Consider the following 22,796-nt stretch of genomic DNA (forward strand, 5'->3'; position numbering starts at 1 on the left):
CAAAGGTCCGCTGCTCAAGGCTTTCGGGAATCGGGCCGGCTATCGTCAGGCGTGTGACAGGAAGCGCGCATCATGGTTCGACGCGATCGTCCAAAGCTTGATCTTGCGACGCGCGTGCGTCGCTTTCGTGTATGCGCGGGAAGTGTGGAGTGTGGAGTGGCCGATCCGATTGCCGGCCCGAACGTTGGCTAGCGCCCGTTCGTTGGTGTTCAGTTGAAGGGCTCTACGCCGGCTCTTTCTCGTTCCGTTGTGGTGGCTGGTAGCGCCATTTGCTGGCATTGGGGTCGTTGCGCGCGTCGTCGCGTTCGCGTTGTTCGGCGCGCGCTTCATCGGCGCGGCCGAGTTCGGTGCGCCGGTCGCGCACGGCGGCGGGCGAATCGGCTTGACGCAACGGCGACGGCGAGCGCCGCGGAGAAGGTGTTAGTGACATGGTGCCTCCCTTTTCGAGGATGTGGAGCGAATTAGTGTTTTTTTCCTGTCCAGCGCCGGTCCGGGCGATGTAGGAGACGCAGCTGACGCAGGTACATCGAAGCGCCGACCATCAGCGCCATGCCGGCCACGATGCCCCAGATTGCGGATGTCATGATTTTTCCTTGGCCCGCCCGCCGCACGGCGCTTGATCGCCTGCGACGTAAAAGTGGGTATCCAATTGAGCGCGCGGCTGATTTTGAGCAGACCTGATTACGACGCACGCCAAGCAAGGATCATGCGCTCAATTGGGCGCCGTGTCTGTACGCGGTTGAAATGTTGGGATGTTGGGCCTCTGGCGCGCCAGAGGCTGCCTGTCTTGCGCTAGACTTTAAGTGAGCATTAAGTGTCGGCGATTAAGCTCTTCATGCTAAATGCGCGACGGCGGACCGCATCTGGCGCGTCCTTTATTGCTCGCCCATTATCTGAACGGCCATCATGTCGACACCCAGCCGCTTCAAAGCGCCCCTGATTCTTGTTCTCTCGCTCGCGCTGTTGTGCGCCGGCGTCGCCGTGCTGGTGGGCGTGTTCGGCTTGCTGGTCAAACTGCTGGGCCCGGCCTAGCGCGCCGTTGGCGGGCGCCGAAAGGCAGAAGACCTAAGCGCCCCCTGCCGTCCCGCCGCTCAGAAGCAGATTGACGTCGATATCAGCCAGCTCCCCAATCATCTCAATCGTCACATCGGCGGGCGGATTGCTGGAGATCTCTTTGGGATCGAAAGCGTAATGCCCCTGGCGAGGAAAAACCGTAGTCAGCCTCTCCCCCCAGGCCTTCTTCATGGCCGTCAAAATCCGCAACTTGTCATCCACCATCACGTACTGCCGGGCCGGATAACACTCCATCACCTGATCGAGCATCTGCTCCTTATGGATGTAGATCAAAACCCGTCCCTCGACCTCTTCCCATAAGCCCGAGCGGGCGATCTTGCGCGGCTGGAACACCACGTCGCCGTCGGACAAAATCACGGCGGGGCCATGCTTCGACACGTGTTTGATCGCATCCAACGCCCCCGGATACAGCCGGTTCGCAAACGGATAATCGATCAGAAACGACGACATCAACAACAGGTGCGTGTCCCGAGGGTGTTCCTGCCGATAGCGCTGCAACGCCCCAAGGTAATCGGCGTAGCCAAGCTCCGCGCGCAAGTCTTCAAAAATTTCCCAGTACCGCGCGCTGTTCTGCTCGCCGAACTCCCGCATCATGTGCGCGCGTAAATCCGCCAGCACATGATCGTTGTCCAGCAACGTGTTATCGCAATCGAACAGAAACACGACGTTGTGAGGCGCGGTATTAGCGGCTTGGTTAGCGGCTTCCATTACGGCTCCCGTTAATTAGCTCTTGTGCCCATCGGCCGGCGTTGCCGCTTTCTCGACGTGACCGCCGAAATCGTGCCGCATGGCCGACAACACCCGGTTTGCAAAATCCGCGTCGCCCCGCGAGCTGAAACGCGCGAATAGCGCCGCGCTCAGCACCGGCGTCGGCACGCCCTCGTCGATCGCTGCCGCCACGGTCCAGCGCCCTTCGCCCGAATCCGATACGCGTCCTGCGTAGCTTTGCAGATCGGCGTCGCTGACGAGCGATCCTGCTATCAGGTCCAGTAGCCACGAACCGATCACGCTGCCGCGCCGCCATACCTCGGTGACCTCGGCGAGATTCAGCTCGTACTGGTAAAGCTCGGGACGGCGTAGCGGCGACGTTTCGGCGTCGGCTTCGCGCGCGTGTTTGCCGGCGTCGGCGTGGCGCAGAATGTTCAGGCCTTCGGCATACGCGGCCATCATTCCGTATTCGATGCCGTTGTGAACCATCTTCACAAAGTGCCCCGCGCCCTGCGGGCCACAATGCAGGAACCCCCGATCGGCCGTGCTTGCGCCGGCTGTGCGGCCCGGCGTGGCAGGCGCCGCGCCCGCACCCGGCGCAAGCGTCGAGAAAATTGGTTCGAGCCGCTTCACGACCTCAGGCTCGCCGCCGATCATCAGACAGTAGCCGCGCTCGCGGCCCGCGACGCCGCCGCTCGTGCCGACGTCCACATAGTGAAGCTGACGCTTGGCCAGATCGGCGCTGCGGCGAATGTCGTCGTGGTAATAGGAGTTGCCGCCGTCGATCACGATGTCGCCGGGTTCCAGCAAGGGCACGAGGTTCTCGAGCGTCTTGTCGACCACCGCTGCGGGCACCATCAGCCACACCGCGCGCGGTTTTTGCAGTTGCGCGACGAGGTCTTCGAGCGATGCTGCACCCGCGATGCCCTCCTGCTTCAGCTTGTCCACCGCCGCCGGTTGCACGTCGTAAGCGATGCATTGCTGACCGCCCTTCGTCAGGCGGCGCACCATGTCCGCGCCCATGCGTCCCAATCCAATCATGCCTAGCTGCATATCTCGCTCCGGAAAGTGTCTCGTTGCGCGCTTCGATCTGGTGACGATACGCTTCTTTGCAGAGATTTTGCGCAGCCTAAAGTTCCAGACGTGCGTCAGTGCGAGCCGTAGTCAAGACGCGGCTTTCGATTTAGCTAACTGTCTTCTTACACAACGCTGCACCGCGCGCCACATCTGCGGATAGCGGTAACCCGGCACGGCGAACAGCACCAGCGCGCAAAGCGCCAGCAAACCGCAGAACAGGAACGTGCCGCGATAACTGAACGCCTGCACCAGCAAACCCGACAACACGCCGGAGAGAATCGAGCCGACCCGCGCCGCATTGAAGAACAGTGCGGTCGCGCGGCCCGGCGATCGCGGCATCAGATCCTGCACGTAGGTCATGCCGAGGCACGAGGTCACCGCGACTACAAATGCATTGAGCATCTGCATCGGGATCAGCACGTGAACACTCCCCGCCAGCGACATCGCGATGAAATACGCGGCGTGAACTGCCGCGCAGGCGGCCAGCCAGTTGGGCTTGTGCAGCGTCGACGACTTCGCGCCGAGCGCGAGCATCATCGGGATCTCCGTCAAGGCGCCGAGGCCGAGCATGATCGACACGTCCAGATGCGTGCCGTTCAGGCCGTGCACGATGTAAAGCGGCAGCACGATCATGGTGGCGTTCGCGGCGAGACCGAGCAAGGTGAGCGCGGCCACGGCACGGCGAATGTCGTTCGGTGAAGCGACGCCCGGCAGGTCCTCGTGCGCCTCTTCGCCGGGCGCGGTCAGCGGCGGCACGGTGATCGAGGCTGACGGCTCCGAGGCGGTGTCTTCCACCGTGTGATCACCCAGATGACCTTGCGGCTCCTGCATGCGCCAGACGATGGTCGCGCAGGCCGCGAAACTCGCCGCCGCGAACAGGAAGAGCCCATAGAAGCCCGCACCGGCGAGCACCAGCGCGCCCACCGACGGACCGAACACCCACGCCGCCGAGAGGATCGTCCGCAAGGTCGCACTGGCGAACGCGCGCTCGGCAGGGTCCGGCACCGGCAGCGCCGCGCGGCTGAACGAGAACACCATTGAGATCGCCGAGCCACCCGCGCCGATAAAGACAATGCCGACTGCCAGCAACAGCCGGTAGTCACGCACCACGCATAAACATAGATAGCCCAGTGCGGCGGCCACCAATGCCGCCAGCAATAATGGCCGGTGCCGTCCGCTCGCATCGCTCCACCTGCCGGCGAGGGTGCTGGCGAGCACCCCGCTGGCGGCGATCAGCGTCATGAAGATGCCGAGCTTGAGCGGCGTCATGCCGGCGCGTTCAACGCCGAACAGCGACAGATACGGAGCGGTGAACGACATCGCCACACCGAGCATGAGGGTGGCGGCGGCCAGCGGCTTGAAGCCAGGGATGCGCAGCAGGTCGAAAAAACGGGAGGTTTTCAACACGGGGGCGGGGAGTCAGGGAAAGCGAGCCGGCGACGCGCGAAGCGCGCCGCAGACTTCGTGGCCGGAACAACCGGGGCATTATCGGCCTGGCTTGCAGGAACGTAAACCTGCGTCCCTGCATCCCAAATTTGTGTTGCGCGCCGTTACGGACGAACTGACGGTATAGACGAGACTATTTGCCCTCGCCTGCCGGCTGCATGACGACGTATCCGCGCTTTTCGAGCGTCCAACGGTGCCACTGGTTGCCATAGACGCCACAGGCAATGCCGAACAGCACGGACAGCACCAGTCCGATCGTGCCGGCCGTTTCCCCCCACAAGCCCGTGAAAAACAGCAACGTGTTGACCGCCAACATGATGAACGTGGCAAACCACATTCGCTTCGACATAGCCCAGATGAAGCCCAACAACAACGCGCCCCAACTGAAGCCCGTGGCAACCGCAACCGTGTCGTCCTTGCCGGGGCGCTGAAGGTAGATCCTTTCTGCCATTTCCTTTCCTGAACGCGATGATGCCTCTAGAGCGAATCATGACGTTTAACATGTCACGCTGGCAAGAATATGAGTTTGTGTGAAATTTGCGCGACGACGCACCCGCTGGTAGCCCTCGCTGACGATCCCCGCCATAGCTGATACTCTTTATCTGATCCACGCGCAGCAGGGCGCGCGCCAAGCGTAAACCGCTGTCTGCGAAGGTAAAAAACACCGGAGCATCTATGGCAACCCAAACACCCTATTCCGCCCACGCCCCCTCTCGAGCCGAGGTCGACGCCCTGCCCGGCACCACGGTCATAGAATTCGGCACGAACTGGTGCGGCTTCTGTCAGGGCGCGCAAGTGTCGATTGCTAAAGCCCTCGAACCCCATGCCGGCATCCGGCACCTCAAAGTCGAAGACGGCCCAGGCCGCCCGCTTGGCCGCTCTTTCAAGATCAAACTCTGGCCCACGCTGGTCTTCATGCGCGATGGCGCCGAAGTCGCACGTATCGTGCGTCCGACCGACGCCACGGACATAGCCGAGGCTTTCGCTTCGCTCTGATGCAAGACTTCATCCGCAAACCGGATTAAAGGGAGCACACCTCATGGACACCCGTAGCGAGCTGCAAGCCACCGTCAATGCGATGGCCCAACCCGGCAAAGGTCTTCTCGCCGCCGACGAAAGCGGCCCGACCATCGCCAAACGCTTCAAGACGATCGGCCTCGAATCCAGCGAGGAAAACCGCCGCGCCTACCGCAACCTGCTGCTCACCACACCGGGCCTCGGCGCATTCGTGAGCGGCGTGATCCTTTACGAAGAAACACTCGGGCAGAAAGCGGACGACGGCACGCCTTTCCCGCAACTCGCCGCCCGAAACGGCATCGTGCCCGGCATCAAAGTGGACCTCGGCAAGATTCCGCTTGCGCTCGCCCCTGGTGACGAAATCACCGAAGGTCTCGACGGGCTCGCCAAGCGTTTCGTCGACTACAAGCGGCAAGGCGCGCGCTTCGCGAAATGGCGCGCGGTCTACAACATCACGGCGAGCTTGCCGAGCCGCCTCGCCATCGAAGCGAATGCCGACTCCCTCGCGCGCTACGCGGCGATCTCGCAGGAAGCGGGCATTGTGCCGATCGTCGAACCGGAAGTGCTGATGGACGGCGATCACACCATTGGACGCTGCGCGGAAGTGACCGAGGCCGTGTTGCACGAGGTGTTTAATGCGCTGCACCGGCATCGCGTGGTGCTCGAACATATTCTGCTGAAGCCTAGCATGGTGCTGGCGGGCGCTGAACATGCGCAGCAATCATCGACTTCGGATATCGCGTCGCACACCGTGCGGATACTCAAGCGCACGGTGCCGTCGGCGGTGCCGGGGATCGTGTTCCTGTCCGGCGGGCAAACGCCGGAAGAGGCAACGGCCAATCTCGACGCAATGAATCGCCTCGGGCCGCTGCCGTGGAATCTGAGCTTCTCGTATGGGCGTGCCTTGCAGGAACCGCCGCTGCAAGCATGGAAGGGTCAGGCGAGCAACGTCAAGGAAGCCCAGGAGGCGTTGCTCAAGCGCGCCCGTCTGAACGGCGCGGCGGCACTCGGCAAGTACGACGCAGCGCAGGAAAAGAGCTAGGCTCTATGGCGAGCGGCCCGCGCAATCCTGTCGAGCAGTGCCTGCAACGAAACCGGCTTGCCGAGGTGGCCTTACGGCTCGCAAACCACCAGTGCGTGCAGCTCGTCGATATTGAAGGGTTTGGCGAGTATCGCTACACCGAGCCGGCGCGCCCGTTCGAGTTCGTCGGCGTAGCCCGTCATCAGCGCGATCTTCTGCGCGGGCCACGCGTTGCGTACCTTCTCCGCGAGGTCGATGCCGTTGAGCCTGCCCGGCATCTGGATGTCGGACAGCACGAGTTCGAACTTCGCGCCGCCGGTCAGCACGTCGAGCGCCTGGTCGGCGGTCGGCTCGTGGCGAACTTCGCAGCCGAAGGTTTCCAGCACGGCAGCAACGCCTGCCGCCACGTCTTCGTTGTCTTCCACCAGCAGTACGGCGCCCTTTGAAGTCGGCGCCCCTTGTTGGATTGTTGCTACGTCCGGCGCCGACGGCTTTTGCCGCTCGCGATAGCGCGGCAAATAAAGTCTGACCGTCGTGCCGCTGCCCTGCACGCTGTCGATTTTGGCCATGCCGCCTGCCTGTTCGCACATCGCGAGAACCTGAGCGAGGCCGAGGCCGGTGCCCGAGCCGCGCACCTTGGTGGTGAACAGCGGCTCGAACGCGCGACGGGCGACGCCTTCGGACATCCCTTCGCCGTCGTCGGAGCAGGCGATCAGCACGTATTCGCCATCGGGCAGCAAGGTGTCGCTGCCCGCCAGACGGTTGTTCTGGCAACGGATCACGAAGCGGCCGCCGCGCGGCATCGCATCGCGCGCGTTGAGCGCCAGATTCATGATCGCGAATTCGAGGTCAGTCGAATCGGCCAGCACCTGCCAGACGTTCTCGACCATGTTCAAGGCCATTTCGATGTTGTCGCCGAGCGCCGCGTCGATTAGCGGTGCGGCGCTCGGCAGCCATGTGGCGAGGTTGACCGGTTCCTGCTTGAGCGGCTGCTTCTTCGCCACGCTCAGGAGCTGCCGCGTTAGCGATTCCGCCGAGGCCGTGGCGCGCTCAACGGCTTGCACCTCTTTTTCCAGATTGTTGTAGCGCTTCAAACGCGCCAGTTCGGTGTTAGCCGATACCACCATCAGAAGATTGTTGAAGTCGTGCGCGACATTGGCGACGAGATTGCCGAGCGCGCCCATGCGCTGTAATTGCCGGCTCGACGCCTCCGCGGAAAGACGCATGGCCACTTCGCCTTGCCAGCGCTCCCACGCGCGGCGCTCGCCGGCGAGCTGGCGCAGCGAGAAAAACACCAGTAGCCAGATCGCGACGCAAGGCACGGCCGTGATCGCCGCGATCGCCATGAAGTGCTGGCGCCACGCAGCGCCGATCGAGGCAGTCGCATACGCGCTTATTACATAAAGCGGATAGTCGCCGACGCGGCGAAACGCCAGCAACCGTTCCACGCCGTCGACCGTGGAAGTCAGACGGATATGGCCGAAGAGCTGCTTGTCGCGCATTGCCGCGGTGAATGCGCTCTGCTGGGTGGGCCTCGCGCTGGTCGGCCACGCCGGATAACGCACCAGCAGACTGCCGTCCTGGCGGTACAGCCCCAGCGAGAGCGAGGTATCGCCATTCGTCAGATCACTGTAGAAGCGCGAAAAGTACTCGGTGCGCAGCGCCACGGACACCACACCGAGGAATTGTCCGTTCTCGCCTGAGCGTCCGGTCGAAGTGTTGAACACATTGGTCTGCGACAGTGGCCCGAACATGGCCCGGGAGAAATACGGCCGCGGCCGCATCGCCTTGGCGGCAGTGAAGTCTTCGCGTTGACTCGTCGACATGGCCGGCGCCGGATAGGCGCGGCTCGACACCAGCAAATCGCCGTTCGCGCCGAGCAGGTAAATCGACGCAACCTGCGGAAAGTCGCCGCCGATTTGCCGCAGACGGTCGTGCAATCCGGCTTCCTGCGCGCGAATCTGCGCGTCGTTGTCATTACCGAGCAGGTCGACGATGCGCGAGGCCATCTGCTGGTTAAGGTCCAGCACCTTGACGGCCTGTTCCTCGGTCACGCGCGCGAGCCGGTCGATCATGTCGTTCGAATCGGCAATCCGGCGCTGGTAATCGAAATACCCGTAACCCGCGAGGCAGGCCAGCGGAAACACAATCGAAACGGCGAGCACGATCAGAAGCATGCGCCGCGTCGCCGCGAAATTACGCGATGGCATGGGGAAATCGACTGCGACACGCTCCGCACGTTGCACGGTCACGATCTCCATGAAAGATGAGTACAGGTCGGGGTGGCAGTGCACAACGCGCCTCACGTTGTTCGTGCGCTATTTCCTTTCCCCGGAATTTACAGCACTTCCGCCGTTCTCCATAGGGTGCCTCTTCACGTTGCCGCGGAACGTGCAAGCACTGCGCGTGACGTGTTCGGCATGGACATGAATGGAGGCAGGAATGACGCGGGCCAGGAGAGCGTCCGTTGAGCCGGCTAGCCGGTCAAGCGATTAACCGGCGAGGACATCGCGGTGTGATTGACGCATCGGGCATGACGCGTTTTGTGACCATACGCCGCCGATAACGCGCTTTGTGCTAAGGGTTTTTGCTTAAGGGCACACCACAGCGAACGGTGTGTATCGATTATTTGCATCGAACTGCTAAAACTACGAGAAAGCGTCACTAAGCATTCTTCTTCAACCGTTACGCCATTTTTACGGCGGCCCGATTGCATGCAGCGCGGCGGCCGACTCGAGCAAGCGCAAGAGGCGCTCCGGTGTCAGGGGTTTGGCACAATGCGCGTCGAAACCCGCTGCCCTGGCACGCGCCCGATCTTCGCGCGAAGCAAAAGCCGTACAAGCCACCAGCAGCATGTCCGAAGTCAACGGGTTGGCTCGCAGGCGACGAGCCAGCTCGAGGCCATCGAGGCCGGGCATCTTGATGTCGAGCAGAACGGCAAACGGCTGCCACGCACAGGCCATATCGCAAACGGCAAACGGATCTAGCAGCGCGCGGCACTCAAAACCGTCGGCATTCAGGAGCATCTGCAAAGCTTCGGCCGCTTCCTGGTAATCGTCGACCACAAGCACGCGACGGTTTGATGCCATCGCATACTGAATAGGCCGCCAAACCACGACGTCATCGTTCTCGTCGATTGTGTTATCGAACGTCACCCTGGTCTCCCTGCTTTTATTGGTGCCGTTTTGGGCACCGATGAATATGCGCGCAAGATTCGCACCCACCGCGCGGCGAGCGCTTATCGCTCGCCTGGCATTCGCTTCGGTTTTCGCCACGCCGCCCCGATCCGCTGCCACGCACGCGCTACCTCATCACCATAGCTCACTGGGCGCACGGCCGCTTCCTGATTTATGCCGTCTTGACTCATCCCCATACATCGTGCGCAAGTGCGCGATATTGCGTTGAAATATGGACGAAACGCACTTCCGTCATGCATGCCGCCCGTGCTGCGTGCATTGCGCATAACTTCGTGTTCACCTCGGCATCATCAGTCCGTTGTATACGGCCGAATATAATCGCGCGAGCTGGGGAAAACACCCAAACGTCAGTTGAATGCGAACGCGAAATCTGTCCTGCGGTAACATTCCCCATCGATGCCGGGCCTGGCGTATTCGCCGCTGATCCCGACAGGCCACAGGACTCGACGATGAGCTTCAGCAAACGCAACAACATAAAGATTTTCGGTAGCGGCAAGCGGCCCATGGTGCTGGCGCATGGCTTCTGCGACCAGAACATGTGGCGCTACTTCGAACCGCTCGGCCTGTAAGACGATGCAGAGCACGCACCGTTCGTTGCCGTCCTCCGATGCCTTGTTCGAGCACGCCGCCTGCGGCCTGCTCGTGACCACCCCTGACGGCTGGATCCTGCGCGTAAACACCACCTTCTGCGGCTGGCTCGGCTACAGCGCGCCGGAACTCGCCGGGGCGTTGCACATTCAGGATCTGCTGACTGCCGGCGGCAAGGTGTTCTATCAGACGCACTGGACGCCGTTGCTGCACATGCAGGGTTCGGTGGCCGAGGTCAAACTGAACATGATGCATCGGGACGGCCACATGGTGCCGATGCTGCTCAACGCGGTGAGCCGCAGTCACGGCGAAAGCAGCTACCTCGAAGTGGCGGTGCTGATCGTCCCGGATCGTCACAAGTACGAGCAGCAGTTGTTGCTTGCGCGACGCAACGCGGAAGCCTCGGTCGCCGCGCATCAACTCGCGCAGAAAGAGTTGCAGGAAAGCCGTGACGTGCTGAGTCTCGCCATGCGCGGGGCACGCATGGGTGCGTGGTCGCACGAGCCGAACTCAGGCAAATTCTGGTGGAGCCGCGAACTGGAGGCGCTCGCGGGCTATGCCGAGGGACGTTTTGCGAAAATGCCCGGAGGCTTTTTCGAACTGGTTCATCCCGGCGACCTGATCGCGCTCAACGAGGCGGTCGACCATGCAGTCGCAGGCGGCGGCGACTACGTCGCCGAATTCCGCTTCCTGCATGCAAGCGGCGACTGGTGCTGGATGGAAGGCCGCGGCCGTGCCACCTACGACCACCACGGCGAGCCGCTGACGATCTACGGCCTCGGCATCGACATCACCGAACGCAAGGACGCGCAAACTGTGCTGCTGCGCCAGGCGGCAATTTTCGAACACCTGAGCGACGCGATCGTTATCACCGATCTGCGAGGCAACATCACCGATTTCAACGCCGGCGGCGAGCGCATGCTGGGTTATCGCAGGCGCGACATTCTCGGCAAGCCGATCGCGATGTTTCATCCGCCGGAAGACGCCCTGCGCATCCGCCGGGAAGCGCTCGCCGCCCTTGCCGCCAACGGCACGTGGCGCAGTGAACTGACTTTCGTGCGGCGCGACGGCACACACGGAGTTTGTGAAACGGTGGTCAAACCGTTGGCGAACGCGCGCGGCGACGTCTACGGCGCGGTCAGCGTGAGCCGCGATATCACCGGGCGCAGGCGTGCCGAACAGCAATTGCAGCGGCTGAATCTGGAACTCTCAAAGGCCGATCGCCGCAAGGACGAATTTCTCGCCACGCTCGCGCATGAGTTGCGCAATCCGCTCGCGCCGATGCGCAATGTGCTCGAAATCCTGCGTCTCAAAGACTTCGCCGACCCGCAACTGAGCTGGTCTCGCGACGTGTTCGACCGGCAATTGCAACACATGACCCATCTGGTCGACGACCTGCTGGAAGTGTCGCGCATCACGCAGGGCAAGCTCGAATTGCGCAAGCAGCGGCTCGAACTCGCTCGCGCGATGCAGGCCGCGATGGAAGCGGCGCGGCCCACCGTGCAGGCGTCGGCGCATCATCTGAGCGTGACGTTGCCGCGCGAGGCGCTCTACCTCGACGCCGATCCCACGCGCCTGTCGCAGATGATCCTGAACCTGCTGAACAACGCCGCCAAGTACACGCCGCCTGGCGGCAACATCTCGCTCGCCGCGGCGCGCGAGGGCGATGAAGCCGTGATCGTCGTGCGCGATTCAGGCATCGGCATTCCGCGCGAGCATCTGGACAGCGTGTTCGAAATGTTCTCGCAACTTGCCCCGGCGCTGGAGCGCTCGCAAGGCGGCCTTGGCATCGGACTCGCGCTCGTGCGCGGCCTCGCCGAACTTCACGGCGGCACGGTCGCCGCGTTCAGCAGCGGTCCGGGCACCGGCAGCGAGTTCGTGATCCGTCTGCCGCTATCGAAAGCGATCCCGGAGCCGTCGAATAGTGCGCCGTCCGAGGTGCCGCGCTCGGCGGGCTTGCGCGTGGTGATCGTCGACGACAATGCAGATGCCGCCGATAGCCTCGCCATGGTGTTGGAACTCGAAGGCCACGAGGTACGCACGGCCGGCGACGGCATCGCCGGGCTGCAAGTGATCGGCGAATTTGCGCCGCAGGCGGTGATTCTCGATATCGGCTTGCCGAGCCTGAACGGCTATGAAGTGGCGCGGCGCATTCGCCGCGATCATCAGGACACCGGCATTTTGCTGATCGCCGTCACCGGTTGGGGCCAACGGCAGGACAAGCAGACCGCTGAAGCGGCCGGCTTCGACCATCATTTCACCAAGCCGGTCGACCCGCGAGAATTGCAGCGGGTATTGAGCCGATAACGCGGTTAAAACTCACGGCAGCACCTTCGGCAGGGTTGGGATCGAAGCAGCGCAGACGGTCGCACAGCCGTGAGAGCTGCGCGAACGTCTGCAAACATACCCTACCCCTGGCCGCTCTTCCCCTTCACCCGCGCAATCTGCTGCTTCGCCGCGTCGTACACGTGCTCGGCCGTGAAGCCAAACTTCTTCTTCAGGTCGGCGAACGGCGCGGACGCGCCGAACGTATGCATCACCACCTGCGCACCGAGCCGCCCGACATAGCGATCCCAACCGAGCGTTGCCGCCTGTTCGACCGCGACGCGCGCATCCACATCGGGTGGCAGTACGGAATCCCGATACGCGTCGTCCTGGCGCTCGAAGATGTCCCATGATGGCATCGACACCACCCGCGCCGCGATCCCTTCGCTCTTGAGCTTTTCGTAGGCATCGACACAGAGCGACAGTTCGCTGCCTGTGGCAAGCAAAATCACCTCGGGCTCCTGCCCGTCGGGCGCATCGGCGAGCACATAAGCGCCCTTCTGCACGCCCTTGGCCGACGCATAGCGAGTGCGGTCCAAGGTCGGCAACGCCTGACGCGACACGACAATGCACGACGGGCGCCGCGGATCCGACATCGCTACACGCCAGGCCTCGGCGACTTCGTTCGCGTCGCCCGGGCGCAGCAAGGTCAGCCCCGGCACGCCGCGCAGCGACGCCAGTTGCTCGATCGGCTGATGGGTGGGACCATCCTCGCCGACGCCGATCGAATCGTGCGTGAACACGAAGATGGACGGCACTTCCATGATCGCGGAAAGGCGAATCGGCGGCTTCATGTAGTCGCTGAAAATCAGGAAGGTCGAACCGAACGGCCGCATATTCGACAACGCGAGGCCATTCACCGCGGCGCCCATGCCGTGCTCGCGAATCCCGAAGTGCAGGTTGCAGCCGCCATAGTTGTCGTGTTCGAAGCTGCCCGCGCCTTCGAATTTCAGATTGGTCTTGGTGGACGGTGCGAGATCGGCCGCACCGCCAATCATCCAGGGCACGCGCGCGGCAATCGCATTGAGCACCTTGCCCGACGAGTCGCGCGAGGCGAGGCCCTTCGGGTCGGCATCGAACGTGGGGATGTCGCTGTCCCAGCCCGCCGGCAATTCATGCGCTTCCATCTGCGCGAATTCGCGTGACAGGTCCGGGTATTGCTTCTTGTACGCGTCGTACTTCGCCTGCCATTCCTCGCGCGCGGCCTTGCCGCGCGCGCCGATGCCCTGCGCGAAGCGTTCGTGCACGCCGTCCGGGACATAGAAGAACTTGTCCTCGGGCCAGCCATAGAACTTCTTGGTCAGCGCCACCTCTTCGACACCGAGCGCTTCGCCATGCGCGGAGGACGTGTCCTGCTTATGCGGCGCGCCCCAGCCGATGATGCTGTGCACCACGATCAGCGTCGGCCTGTCCGAGATGCTTTTCGCTTCGACCAACGCGGCTTCGAGCGCCGCGGCGTCGTTCGCGTCGTTCACACGCAAGGTGTGCCAGTTGTAACCGCGAAAGCGGCTTTCCACATCGTCGCTATACGCCAGATCCGTGTGGCCTTCAATCGTCACGCGGTTACTGTCGTAGATCCAGATCAGATTCGACAGCTTCAGATGCCCGGCGAGCGACGCCGCTTCGTGCGAGATGCCTTCCATCATGTCGCCGTCGCCGCATAGCGCGTAGACGCGGTAATCGAACAGCGGCGCGTCCGGCTTGTTGAAGTGACTTTCGTGCCAGCGCCCCGCCATCGCCATGCCAACGCTATTGCCCAGCCCCTGGCCGAGCGGCCCGGTGGTCGTTTCCACGCCGGTGGTCAGGCGGAATTCGGGGTGGCCCGGCGTGTTGCTGCCGATCTGGCGAAAATGTTCGATGTCGTCGAGCGAGACGGCGGGCGCACCGGTCAGCTTGCCATGGTCGTCCACGGCCTTCACGTTCGCCAGATGCAGCAGCGAGTACAGCAGCATCGACGCATGCCCCACCGAGAGCACGAAGCGGTCGCGGTTCGGCCACAGCGGCTCGTCCGGATCATAGCGAAGGTGGTTTTGCCACAGATGATAGGCAACCGGCGCGAGTGCCATCGGCGTGCCGGGGTGACCGGAATTGGCCTTTTGCACCGCGTCCATCGATAGCGTGCGAATCGTGTTGATGCACAGCTGATCGAGGGCAGGATCGTTTTGCATGGGGACACTCCTTGTTCGGCGGTTGGGAACGTCGCCGGAACGCCCTGTATGGGCGTGGCCGGCGAACCGTGTTCGCGTGGAAGAACGTGGAAAGAACGCATGAGGACCGCAAGGCTCATCGATGATGCGCCGATGCGCGCAAAACTGCACGGTGCTTTACATCCGGTGCCACGTTGTACCGATGATCGGAGACAGTCCTTTCAAGCGGCTTGCGGTTTTGATCGCGGCGTTAAAACTGGTGCAGCATCCCGACATACGCGCCGGTTTGCGATTCGCCCGCGAGTGGACTCGTGTTAGTGGTGGCATCGCGCGGCGACGCTTCAAGCGAGAAATTCGAGTTGCTGCCGTTGTGCACGTAGCCCACCGTGCCGTACACGAAGGTGCGCTTCGAGAGGTTGTAGGTGGTGCCCAGCACGTACATCATCGCGTGACCGGACGGGTCGTGCGCGGCATCGCTGCTGCCGTCGCCGACCTTGATGTAGTAACCGCCCGCCGTCACGGCCCAGCGCGGCTGGAGGTTGTACGTGGCGCCGAGCCAGTAGTGATCGGCGCTGTCGGCTACGCCCGCCGGCGAATCCGGCGCCGCGTAATGCGTATACGCGCCCTGGATCTTCACCGCGTCGAAATGCACATTCGCGCCGACGAAATATTCGCGCGAGCTCTGGAAGATGTTGCTGAAGCGGCCGTTGCTGTCGCGCAGTTCGTCGTAGATGCCACGCACGTCGAAGAGCGGCGAGTGATACGTGAGCATGATGCCGTCGGAGCGGCCGAACTCGCCCGTCGCGCCGCTGTTGAACGCGCCCGGCTGATTACCGAAGGCGTATTGAGCCTGTACGTCGAAGCCCCACAACACCGGGCTGTGATACTCGACGTTGTTGCTAGTCTGCTGCCAGTTGCGCCCGCGCACGAGCGATGCCGACGAAAATGCCTGCTGCACGAACGGGTCGAATTCCCACACCCCGTCGCTATCGATAAACAGATTGCGCCCGGCCTGCAGCGTGCCCCACTGGTCGCTCTTGAGGCCAACGAACGCACGCCGCGACCACAACCGTCCACCACTGGTGGTGCCGTTCATGACTTGCAGACCGGTTTCCAGGTTGAAGATCGCATTCAGCCCGCCGCCCAGATCTTCATTGCCTTTCAGGCCCAGCATGCTGGTGCCCCAATCGCCGCCTTCAGCACTCCAACGGCTCGAACTGCCGCCCGTGCCATTGTTGATGTGATTCAGATATTCCACGCCGCCGTCGAGACGGCCATATAACGTCACGCTGGTTTGACCATATGCCAGAGGACTTGCCACCGCGAGAGCAGCCATTAATTTTGCATGTAGTCTCATTGTTTTTGCCTTGAGTTTCTTCTGTCGAGACGATGGGCAAAGCCGACTGCCGATGACTCAAAACTACTCACCGCGTTACACCCTGCCACCAAACGAAACCCCTGTCCGGGAAGATCGAAAGGTACTCACGATAAGATAGTCGGTCATTCGGCCTCAGCCAAATCGAAACGCATTATTCGTTAATCGACCATTCATCATTTGCCACTTGCCATGAACGCGCCTGAACTGACCGAAGACGAAAACCTTGGCCTTTACCAACGCGCGACCGAAACCGGCGCGGAATGGTGGCGCGTCAGCGTGGCAGACCGGCCGGAAAACTATCGGCTCGAGCATGGGGTCGACGAAGGCAACGGCACCGGATCGATCGATATCGATCTGGTGGTCGATGCAGAAAACCTGCGCGCGAAGCTGAAGAAGTGGCGCCGCGAGGGCTTTGCGATCGATACGCCCGATGTCTCGGACGAAGCGGACACGGCAGAACGAGTGGCCTTCATGCCGGAGTTGCAGCGCGTGGCGGCGCGGGCCTCGGCGGCGAAGCGCCATTTGCAGGTAGAGGACACGAGCAAAACTGTGCGCATCGGTCATGTCGACGTGCCTTGCGGCGTGGACAATCCGCTCGTGCCGCGCGTCAATCCCGCCTATCTGTTCTCCGAACGCTTTAACGACATTGTCGAAGATATCGTGGAGAACCGGCGCGTCATGCTGATCGGTCACACCGGCGCGGGCAAGACCAGCCTGATCGAACAGGTCGCCGCTCGCTCGCATCACGGCGTGTTGCGCTCGAACATGAATGGGCAAACCACCGTCGGCGATTTTGTCGGCTTCTGGACGGTCAAGGGCGGCGAAACGATCTGGGTGGACGGCGTGCTGCCCACGGCGATGCGTGAAGGCCTCTGGCTGATCGTCGATGAAATCGATTTCGCCGAACCGTCGATTCTCGCCGCCCTCACCGCCGTGCTCGAACCGCACGGCCGCCTCGTGCTGAAAGAGAAAGGCAATGAGATCATCGCGCCGCATCCCGCGTTCCGGCTGTTCGCGACCGCAAATGCGGTCGGTGCGATGAGCCAGTTCCGTCATCTGTATCAGGGCGCGAATCTGATGAACGAGGCGTTTCTCGATCGCTGGCGCGTCTATATGCTGGACTATCTGACGCCCGCCGAAGAAGCCGACGTGCTGATGCGCACCCTCGCCCCGCATATGACACGCGCGCTCGCCACCACGCTCGCCGCGATTGCCGCCGACTGCCGCGCGGCGTTTGCCCGCGAAGACCTGTCGAGCGCATTCTCCACGCGGCGCCTGCTCGACTGGGCCGAGTTGATGCTGCGCACCGGCGACCCCGAACGCGCCGCCGGTCCTGCGATTTACGCCAAGGTCAGTCCGGAAGACGCGGCGTTGATTCGCGGCATTGTTCGCCATCACATTGCGCCGGCCGCCTGACGGTAAGCGGAAGCAATGAGCGGAAGCAATGAGCGTGAACAATAAGCGAGCACAACAAGCACTATGAGCGCCATGCACCTAACGCGCGACACGCGCGGCTTCGCGTTCGAATCGACGCTCGGTAAAGTGGCGCGCGTGTTGACCGGGCAATACGGCGTGACGGTCGCCTTCAGTCCGGATGGTCCGCGTGTCGAACCCGGCCGCATTGTGATTCCCGACTATGAGTTGAGCGGTGGTGTCGAACGCGACGTGCTGATCGGCTATCTGGATCTGCTGGTGGCACGCGCCAAGCACTCGTCGCTCGCGCAGATGGGCGCGCTGCCTGCCGGCGTGGCGGCGAATCTCGCGCAGGTGATCGAGGACCGCCGCGTCTCTACGCAACTGCTCGACGAGTATCCGGGCGCGCGCTGGTTCATCGGCAAACTGCGTGTGCATGCCGCCGAACAGGCACGGCAGCGCTGGCCGAAGCTGCATTGGCGCGACCGGCTGGTCTGGCTGGTGGAGCGTGCGCTGTGGGACGAACAGCCGACCCTGACCGAAGCGAGTCATTCACTGCTGGCCGCGCTGCACGCTGCGCAGGATCTGCTGGACGAGGCGCGCAGAAGCCGTTCGACCGCGCATAGCATTGCGGCAGCGCAGGCCTTGGTGGCCCGCGTGCGGGCTTTGTCGGCGGGTGATGTCAACAGCATGGTGTTCACAGCGGACCCGGTTGAAGACATCGACACGGAAACCGCCGCTGCTTCGTCCACGTCGTTCAATGATGACGACACGGCCCTGCCCGACCAGGACAACGCAGCCGCACCGCCGTCCGATAAAAGCGGCGGCGCACAAGCGGAGAATGCGGTCGGCATGGGGCAATCGCTAGCCGATGCACAGCAGCCATCCGCACGTTCCGATGGCGTTGCCGGCGCAGCGTCAGATGCCGCTCGCACGCGACTATCGATTCCGCTCGCCACCGAATTCGACGAAATCACCGACGTCACCGGTCAGGGCGACAGCGCGACATGGCGCGAGCTTCGCGCGCAGGCCCGCGCAGATACGGCGCCGCTCAAGGAGAAACTCGAACGCGCGCTGAGCGCCGACGAACGCACCCGTTGGCGCCGCGAGCAGGAGCGCGGCGAAATCGATCGCACCGCGCTGGCGAAGCTCGCCACGTCGCCCGGTTACCGTACGCCGTTTCGCACGCAGCGGACGGCCAAAGGGCGCGACGTCGCCGTGACCTTGCTGATCGATCGAAGCGGTTCGATGGCCGGGCGCAAGATCGAACTCGCGCGCCTGTGCGCGACCGCGCTGTGCGATGCACTGACGCAGTTGTCGTTCGACTGCGAAGTGCTCGGCTATTGCTCGCTCGAGTCCGCGCCGATGAAGCAACTGTATGAACGGCAACTGGCAGCCGGTGCGGATTTGCGGCGCTATAACCGCTTCGTGGAGCGGCTCGATCTGAAAGTCTACAAGCGCTTTGGTGCGACGGATCTGAGCGGCATCGCCGGGATCGATTGCGGTCACGAGAATCCGGACGGCGAGGCGCTGGCCTGGGCTGCGACGCGGCTCGCGGATCATCAGGCCGAGCGGCGCATCCTGATCGTTTTCTCAGACGGCTATCCGTCGACCGGCGACGGCGACCCGCAGGTGCTGCGCCACGATCTGCGCGAACGCGTCGCGGCGATCCAGAAACGGGGCATCGAACTGGTGGGGATCGGCGTGCTGACCGATGCGGTCGAGGATTTCTATCCGCACAACGTGGTGGTGAGCCGCCTTGCGGAATTGCCGTCAACGGTGTTTTCGGTGTTGAGTTCGATGCTGCTGACGCGCTAGCCCATTAATTTAGGTTCGAACGGATACTGGTCGATCTCGCCGCCCCGCGCGACTATGGCCGTGCTCTCCGGAATCTCCTCCCACCAGCCCGGCAAATCCGCGAGCGGCTCCGACAACACCAGGAAGGCGTCTTCACCCGCCGCCGCGATGCGCGGGTCGTCCGGATACAGTTCGTGCAGATGCCGGAACGAGGTGCTGTGAAAGAGCGAGCGCGACTGCCTTTCGCTCGAATAACGAACCGCGACGATCTGCTCGCCGTCGGTGGCGCACACGGTCATGTTCAGCGGCTCATCGACCCCATGTTTGCGCCCGACGTCTTCGACGAAACCCACCATCCGCTCGAGCGCGGTAACCGGCGCGAGTTCGAGACCGAAGGTCAGCGCGAGAAAAAACAGCACCTCGGAATCCGTCGAGCCTTCGACCGACGCAAACAACTCGGGATCGATCGCCAGCATCAGATCGCGGCGCACCACCGGATAGTCGCGCACCAGTCCGTTATGCATAAAGAGCCACCGGCCATGGCGGAACGGATGACAGTTGGTTTCCTGCGAGGGTGTGTCGGTGGCCGCGCGCACGTGCGCGACGAACAGCGGCGCGCGGATGGCCCGCGCGGCCTCGCGCAGGTTGCGGTCGCTCCATGCGGGATGGACGCTGCGGTAGCGAAACGGGATGTCGGTGGGATGACCGTACCAGCCGATGCCAAAGCCGTCGCCATTCGTGGTGGTCTGGCCGAGCCGCGAATGCAGGCTCTGGTCGATCAGGGAGTGTTTGGCGTTGAACAGCACGGTCTCGAGATGAAGCGGGTTGCCGGTATAAGCGAGCCAGCGGCACATGAGTTTCTCTCCTTTCGCGACGAGATTCGACGAAATGCGACCAGATGTCCGACGAACCTCGCTCAGCCTCGAATAGGCCGGCGCGCCGCCGTTCGCTATTTGACCACGGGTTGCATCTGTGCGATCGGAATCAGGAACTCCGAAAAACCGGTCAGGATAATCTGCACGCCGATGCACAGCAGCAGAAACGACGAGACCCGCATCGCGACCTTGGTGCCGTCCACGCCGAGATACTTGGCGAAAACCACGGCCCGGCTGTAGATCAGGTAGACCGTTAAGGCCACCAGGATCGAGATTGCCACCGACGCGATGCTCGACAGCACGAACGCCGAGAGCTTATGCGTACGATTTGCGGTCAGCGCAATCGCGGTGGCGATCGAACCCGGCCCGGTGGTGAGTGGCATGGTGAGTGGGAAGAACGCCTTCGACATGGCGTTATCCGAATCCACGCGCTTGACGGCCGGCTGGTCGGCCGGTTGCGTGTCGGGCGCATTGAGCATCTGCCAGCCGCCGACGGCGACCGCGAGGCCCCCGCCGATCCGCAATGCCTCCATGGAGATGCCGAAGAAATGGAGAATCGGGGTACCGACAAAGAAAGCGACGAGCATCACGCACATGACGTTGAAGCCAATTTTCTTGGCGAGCGCGGTGCGGTCTTCTGTAGTGAGCGATGCGGTCCGGTCGAGAAAGACGAACGCCATGCCGATTGGGTTGATGATGCTGATCAGCCCGGTGAAACCAAACAGGATATCCGCGACCAGACTTTCGACCATATGCGATCCGTTTGTAATCCGTTTTGTGCAGCGGCTCGGGCGGGCTGATCGACTGACGGCTCCACCTGAGCACCGCGCTGAGTTGATGTGCTGGACGCCTTCGGGCTACCCAGATTGATGCTCGCGTTGCGTGGGTCAGATGATATCGCGGCGCGGCAGGCATATTGGTAAAAAAGGGGGCGATGCAAGCAGCGCGCGGCGTTGCACTGCAACAGACGAGCGCCGAAAGATGCGCACGCAACTTTCAGAAAGCCTACACTTTTTTGACTTACTTTACGTACTCAAAGCATCAGGCATAAAGTCCTCGGCGAAGCTGCACTTTCAACGAGACGTACTTACCGGTTCGAGGAGTTGCCCCCATGTTGCTTCGTGTACTCGCTGCGCTGCCGTTCGTCGGCATTCTGCTCGGCATCCCGTTTGTGAATCGTGTCGAGCCGCTGGTGCTCGGCATGCCATTCGTGCTGGCCTGGATCGTCATGTGGGTGGTGCTGAGTTCGATCATCATGGCGATCATCTACCGTCTGGATCCGAGCAACCGCCAGCTCGCCGCGGAAGGCGAGGAGGCCCGTTCATGAGCGCACTCGTCATCATTGCGGCCATTACGTTGTTTGCGCTGTACCTGGGCGTGCGCGCGCGGCGTGGCCACGACATGAGTCTCGAACAGTGGACTGTGGGCGGCCGCAGTTTCGGCACCGCGTTCGTGTTCCTGCTCATGGCGGGCGAGATCTACACGACCTTCACCTTCCTCGGCGGTAGCGGCTTTGCTTACGGCAAGGGCGCGCCGGTCTACTACATTCTTTCCTACGGCACGCTCGCGTACATCCTCTCGTACTGGATGCTGCCGCCCATCTGGCGCTACGCGAAAAATCACCACCTCGTCTCGCAGCCCCACTTCTTCGCTCGCAAATACGACAGCCCGGCGCTCGGCACGCTCGTCGCACTGGTCGGCGTGGCCGCGCTGATTCCGTACCTCGTGCTGCAACTCAAGGGCCTCGGCATCATCGTGGCGACTGCCTCGTATGGCGCGATTTCCTCGACGGCCGCCATCTGGATCGGCGCCGCGGTGGTGACGGCTTACGTGATCGTCTCCGGCGTGCGCGGCTCCGCGTGGAATTCGGTGGTAAAGGATGTGCTGATTCTGGCGATCGTGTTGTTCCTCGGTATCTATTTGCCGCTGCACTACTACGGCAGCCTCGGCGAGATGTTCCACGCAATCGATGTCGCGCGCCCGGGCTTCCTGACCTTCCCGGCCAAGGGTTCGAGCGTGACCTGGTTCCAGTCGACCGTGCTCCTGACCGCGCTCGGCTTTTTCATGTGGCCGCACACGTTCGGTTCGATTTTCACTGCGAAGGACGCGCGTATTTTCCGGCGTAACGCGATGGTGCTGCCGCTGTACCAACTCATTCTGCTGTTCGTGTTCTTCGTGGGCTTTGCGGCGACGCTGAAGGTGCCGGGCCTGAAGGGTGGCGACATCGACCTGTCGCTGTTCCGCCTGTCATTGCAGACTTTCGACCCGTGGTTCGTCGGTGTGATCGGCGCGGCTGGGATTCTGACGGCACTGGTGCCGGGATCGATGATTCTGACGTCGGCGTCCACGCTGCTTGCCAACGACGTGTATCGCGGCATGGTGAGCCGCAAGGCGTCGGATGCGACGGTGGCCAAGCTCGCGCGCTTTTTGGTGCCGGTGGTGGCGCTGGTGGCCGTGGGTTTCACGCTGCACGGCGGCGAGACGATCGTGGCCTTGCTGCTGATGGGCTACAGCTTTGTGACCCAGCTGTTTCCCGCGGTGATCTGCAGTTTGATGCCGCATAACCGGGCAACCAAGTACGGCGCGTTTTGCGGGATTCTTGCAGGCGTTGCAGTCGTGACCCTGACGACCACCCTGCATCTGAGTGTTGGGCAGTTGATGCCGTTTTTGCCAGACGCGCTAAAGGACATCAATATCGGCTTCCTGGCACTGGCCGTGAACATCATTGTTTTT

The 22,796-nt window shown here is 62.5% G+C and carries 20 protein-coding genes; 8 read left to right on the forward strand and 12 right to left on the reverse strand.

The annotated features are described in order from the left end of the window. Positions 1-223: 223 nt before the first annotated feature. Together GNZ13_RS16740 and GNZ13_RS53485 are read right to left on the reverse strand one after the other, a co-directional pair. Positions 224-430: a hypothetical protein gene (locus tag GNZ13_RS16740; protein WP_172166140.1), complete on the reverse strand. Its 207-nt coding sequence runs from the start codon at positions 428-430 to the stop codon at positions 224-226. A 31-nt stretch (positions 431-461) separates the two neighbouring features. Beyond that, positions 462-584 carry a hypothetical protein gene (locus tag GNZ13_RS53485; protein ID WP_268959160.1) on the reverse strand — a complete coding sequence of 41 codons (123 nt, stop codon included), beginning with the start codon at positions 582-584 and terminating at the stop codon, positions 462-464. Positions 585-906: 322 nt separating this feature from the next. On the opposite strand from GNZ13_RS53485, the gene GNZ13_RS53490 reads away from it, so the two are divergent. Further along, a complete protein-coding gene (locus GNZ13_RS53490; RefSeq protein ID WP_268959161.1) occupies positions 907-1,032 on the forward strand; it encodes a hypothetical protein in 126 nt (41 codons plus the stop codon). Positions 1,033-1,065: 33 nt separating this feature from the next. Here the strand turns inward: GNZ13_RS53490 and GNZ13_RS16745 are convergent, their stop codons facing one another. The 4 genes from GNZ13_RS16745 to GNZ13_RS16760 all read right to left on the reverse strand — a co-directional run bounded on the left by GNZ13_RS16745 (position 1,066) and on the right by GNZ13_RS16760 (position 4,756). Beyond that, positions 1,066-1,782 (reverse strand): HAD family hydrolase, encoded by a 717-nt coding sequence (locus tag GNZ13_RS16745; protein ID WP_172166314.1) that lies wholly within the window; start codon positions 1,780-1,782, stop codon positions 1,066-1,068. A gap of 15 nt (positions 1,783-1,797) precedes the next feature. Continuing rightward, the gene (gnd, locus tag GNZ13_RS16750) at positions 1,798-2,934 is read right to left on the reverse strand and encodes a phosphogluconate dehydrogenase (NAD(+)-dependent, decarboxylating) (protein ID WP_328807239.1); all 1,137 of its coding nucleotides are present in this window, start codon (positions 2,932-2,934) and stop codon (positions 1,798-1,800) included. Between the two features lie 12 nt (positions 2,935-2,946). After that, positions 2,947-4,266: a sugar efflux transporter gene (locus GNZ13_RS16755; protein WP_172166317.1), complete on the reverse strand. Its 1,320-nt coding sequence runs from the start codon at positions 4,264-4,266 to the stop codon at positions 2,947-2,949. Between the two features lie 172 nt (positions 4,267-4,438). Next, positions 4,439-4,756 carry a DUF2628 domain-containing protein gene (locus GNZ13_RS16760; RefSeq protein ID WP_172166320.1) on the reverse strand — a complete coding sequence of 106 codons (318 nt, stop codon included), beginning with the start codon at positions 4,754-4,756 and terminating at the stop codon, positions 4,439-4,441. A 224-nt stretch (positions 4,757-4,980) separates the two neighbouring features. Here GNZ13_RS16760 and GNZ13_RS16765 point away from each other — a divergent pair, with 224 nt between their 5' ends. Both GNZ13_RS16765 and GNZ13_RS16770 read left to right on the forward strand, forming a co-directional pair. Continuing rightward, the gene (locus GNZ13_RS16765; RefSeq protein ID WP_172166323.1) at positions 4,981-5,301 is read left to right on the forward strand and encodes a thioredoxin family protein; all 321 of its coding nucleotides are present in this window, start codon (positions 4,981-4,983) and stop codon (positions 5,299-5,301) included. A 43-nt stretch (positions 5,302-5,344) separates the two neighbouring features. Beyond that, complete coding sequence (locus GNZ13_RS16770; RefSeq protein ID WP_172166326.1) at positions 5,345-6,364, forward strand: class I fructose-bisphosphate aldolase; 1,020 nt, start codon at positions 5,345-5,347, stop codon at positions 6,362-6,364. Positions 6,365-6,435: 71 nt separating this feature from the next. Here the strand turns inward: GNZ13_RS16770 and GNZ13_RS16775 are convergent, their stop codons facing one another. Next, a complete protein-coding gene (locus GNZ13_RS16775; protein WP_172166389.1) occupies positions 6,436-8,589 on the reverse strand; it encodes a hybrid sensor histidine kinase/response regulator in 2,154 nt (717 codons plus the stop codon). 450 nt (positions 8,590-9,039) lie between these two features. After that, positions 9,040-9,498: a response regulator gene (locus GNZ13_RS16780; protein ID WP_172166329.1), complete on the reverse strand. Its 459-nt coding sequence runs from the start codon at positions 9,496-9,498 to the stop codon at positions 9,040-9,042. A gap of 615 nt (positions 9,499-10,113) precedes the next feature. Here GNZ13_RS16780 and GNZ13_RS16790 point away from each other — a divergent pair. Further along, positions 10,114-12,435: a hybrid sensor histidine kinase/response regulator gene (locus tag GNZ13_RS16790; protein ID WP_172166332.1), complete on the forward strand. Its 2,322-nt coding sequence runs from the start codon at positions 10,114-10,116 to the stop codon at positions 12,433-12,435. A gap of 101 nt (positions 12,436-12,536) precedes the next feature. Here GNZ13_RS16790 and tkt read toward each other — a convergent pair whose 3' ends face one another. Both tkt and GNZ13_RS16800 read right to left on the reverse strand, forming a co-directional pair. Beyond that, complete coding sequence (gene tkt / locus GNZ13_RS16795; protein WP_172166334.1) at positions 12,537-14,621, reverse strand: transketolase; 2,085 nt, start codon at positions 14,619-14,621, stop codon at positions 12,537-12,539. Positions 14,622-14,850: 229 nt separating this feature from the next. Next, on the reverse strand, positions 14,851-15,936 hold the full coding sequence (locus GNZ13_RS16800; RefSeq protein ID WP_236002031.1) for a porin: 1,086 nt from the start codon (positions 15,934-15,936) through the stop codon (positions 14,851-14,853). A 231-nt stretch (positions 15,937-16,167) separates the two neighbouring features. Between GNZ13_RS16800 and GNZ13_RS16805 the strand changes: the two genes are divergently transcribed. Both GNZ13_RS16805 and GNZ13_RS16810 read left to right on the forward strand, forming a co-directional pair. Then, positions 16,168-17,394 (forward strand): AAA family ATPase, encoded by a 1,227-nt coding sequence (locus GNZ13_RS16805; RefSeq protein ID WP_172166341.1) that lies wholly within the window; start codon positions 16,168-16,170, stop codon positions 17,392-17,394. Between the two features lie 72 nt (positions 17,395-17,466). Beyond that, complete coding sequence (locus GNZ13_RS16810; protein WP_172166391.1) at positions 17,467-19,209, forward strand: cobaltochelatase CobT-related protein; 1,743 nt, start codon at positions 17,467-17,469, stop codon at positions 19,207-19,209. Here GNZ13_RS16810 and GNZ13_RS16815 read toward each other — a convergent pair. Together GNZ13_RS16815 and GNZ13_RS16820 are read right to left on the reverse strand one after the other, a co-directional pair. Beyond that, positions 19,206-20,042: a class II glutamine amidotransferase gene (locus GNZ13_RS16815; RefSeq protein ID WP_172166344.1), complete on the reverse strand. Its 837-nt coding sequence runs from the start codon at positions 20,040-20,042 to the stop codon at positions 19,206-19,208. The genes GNZ13_RS16810 and GNZ13_RS16815 overlap by 4 nt on opposite strands. A 95-nt stretch (positions 20,043-20,137) precedes the next feature. Beyond that, positions 20,138-20,815, reverse strand: coding sequence for a MarC family protein (locus GNZ13_RS16820; protein ID WP_172166347.1), 678 nt, complete (start codon positions 20,813-20,815; stop codon positions 20,138-20,140). A gap of 359 nt (positions 20,816-21,174) precedes the next feature. Here GNZ13_RS16820 and GNZ13_RS16825 point away from each other — a divergent pair, with 359 nt between their 5' ends. Continuing rightward, positions 21,175-21,390, forward strand: coding sequence for a DUF3311 domain-containing protein (locus GNZ13_RS16825; protein WP_172166350.1), 216 nt, complete (start codon positions 21,175-21,177; stop codon positions 21,388-21,390). Beyond that, a partial coding sequence (locus GNZ13_RS16830) for a sodium:solute symporter family protein (RefSeq protein WP_172166353.1) occupies positions 21,387-22,796 on the forward strand: 1,410 nt, incomplete at its 3' end. The genes GNZ13_RS16825 and GNZ13_RS16830, both read left to right, overlap by 4 nt.

The organism is Paraburkholderia elongata (genome assembly GCF_013177735.1).
GTDB lineage: Bacteria > Pseudomonadota > Gammaproteobacteria > Burkholderiales > Burkholderiaceae > Paraburkholderia > Paraburkholderia elongata.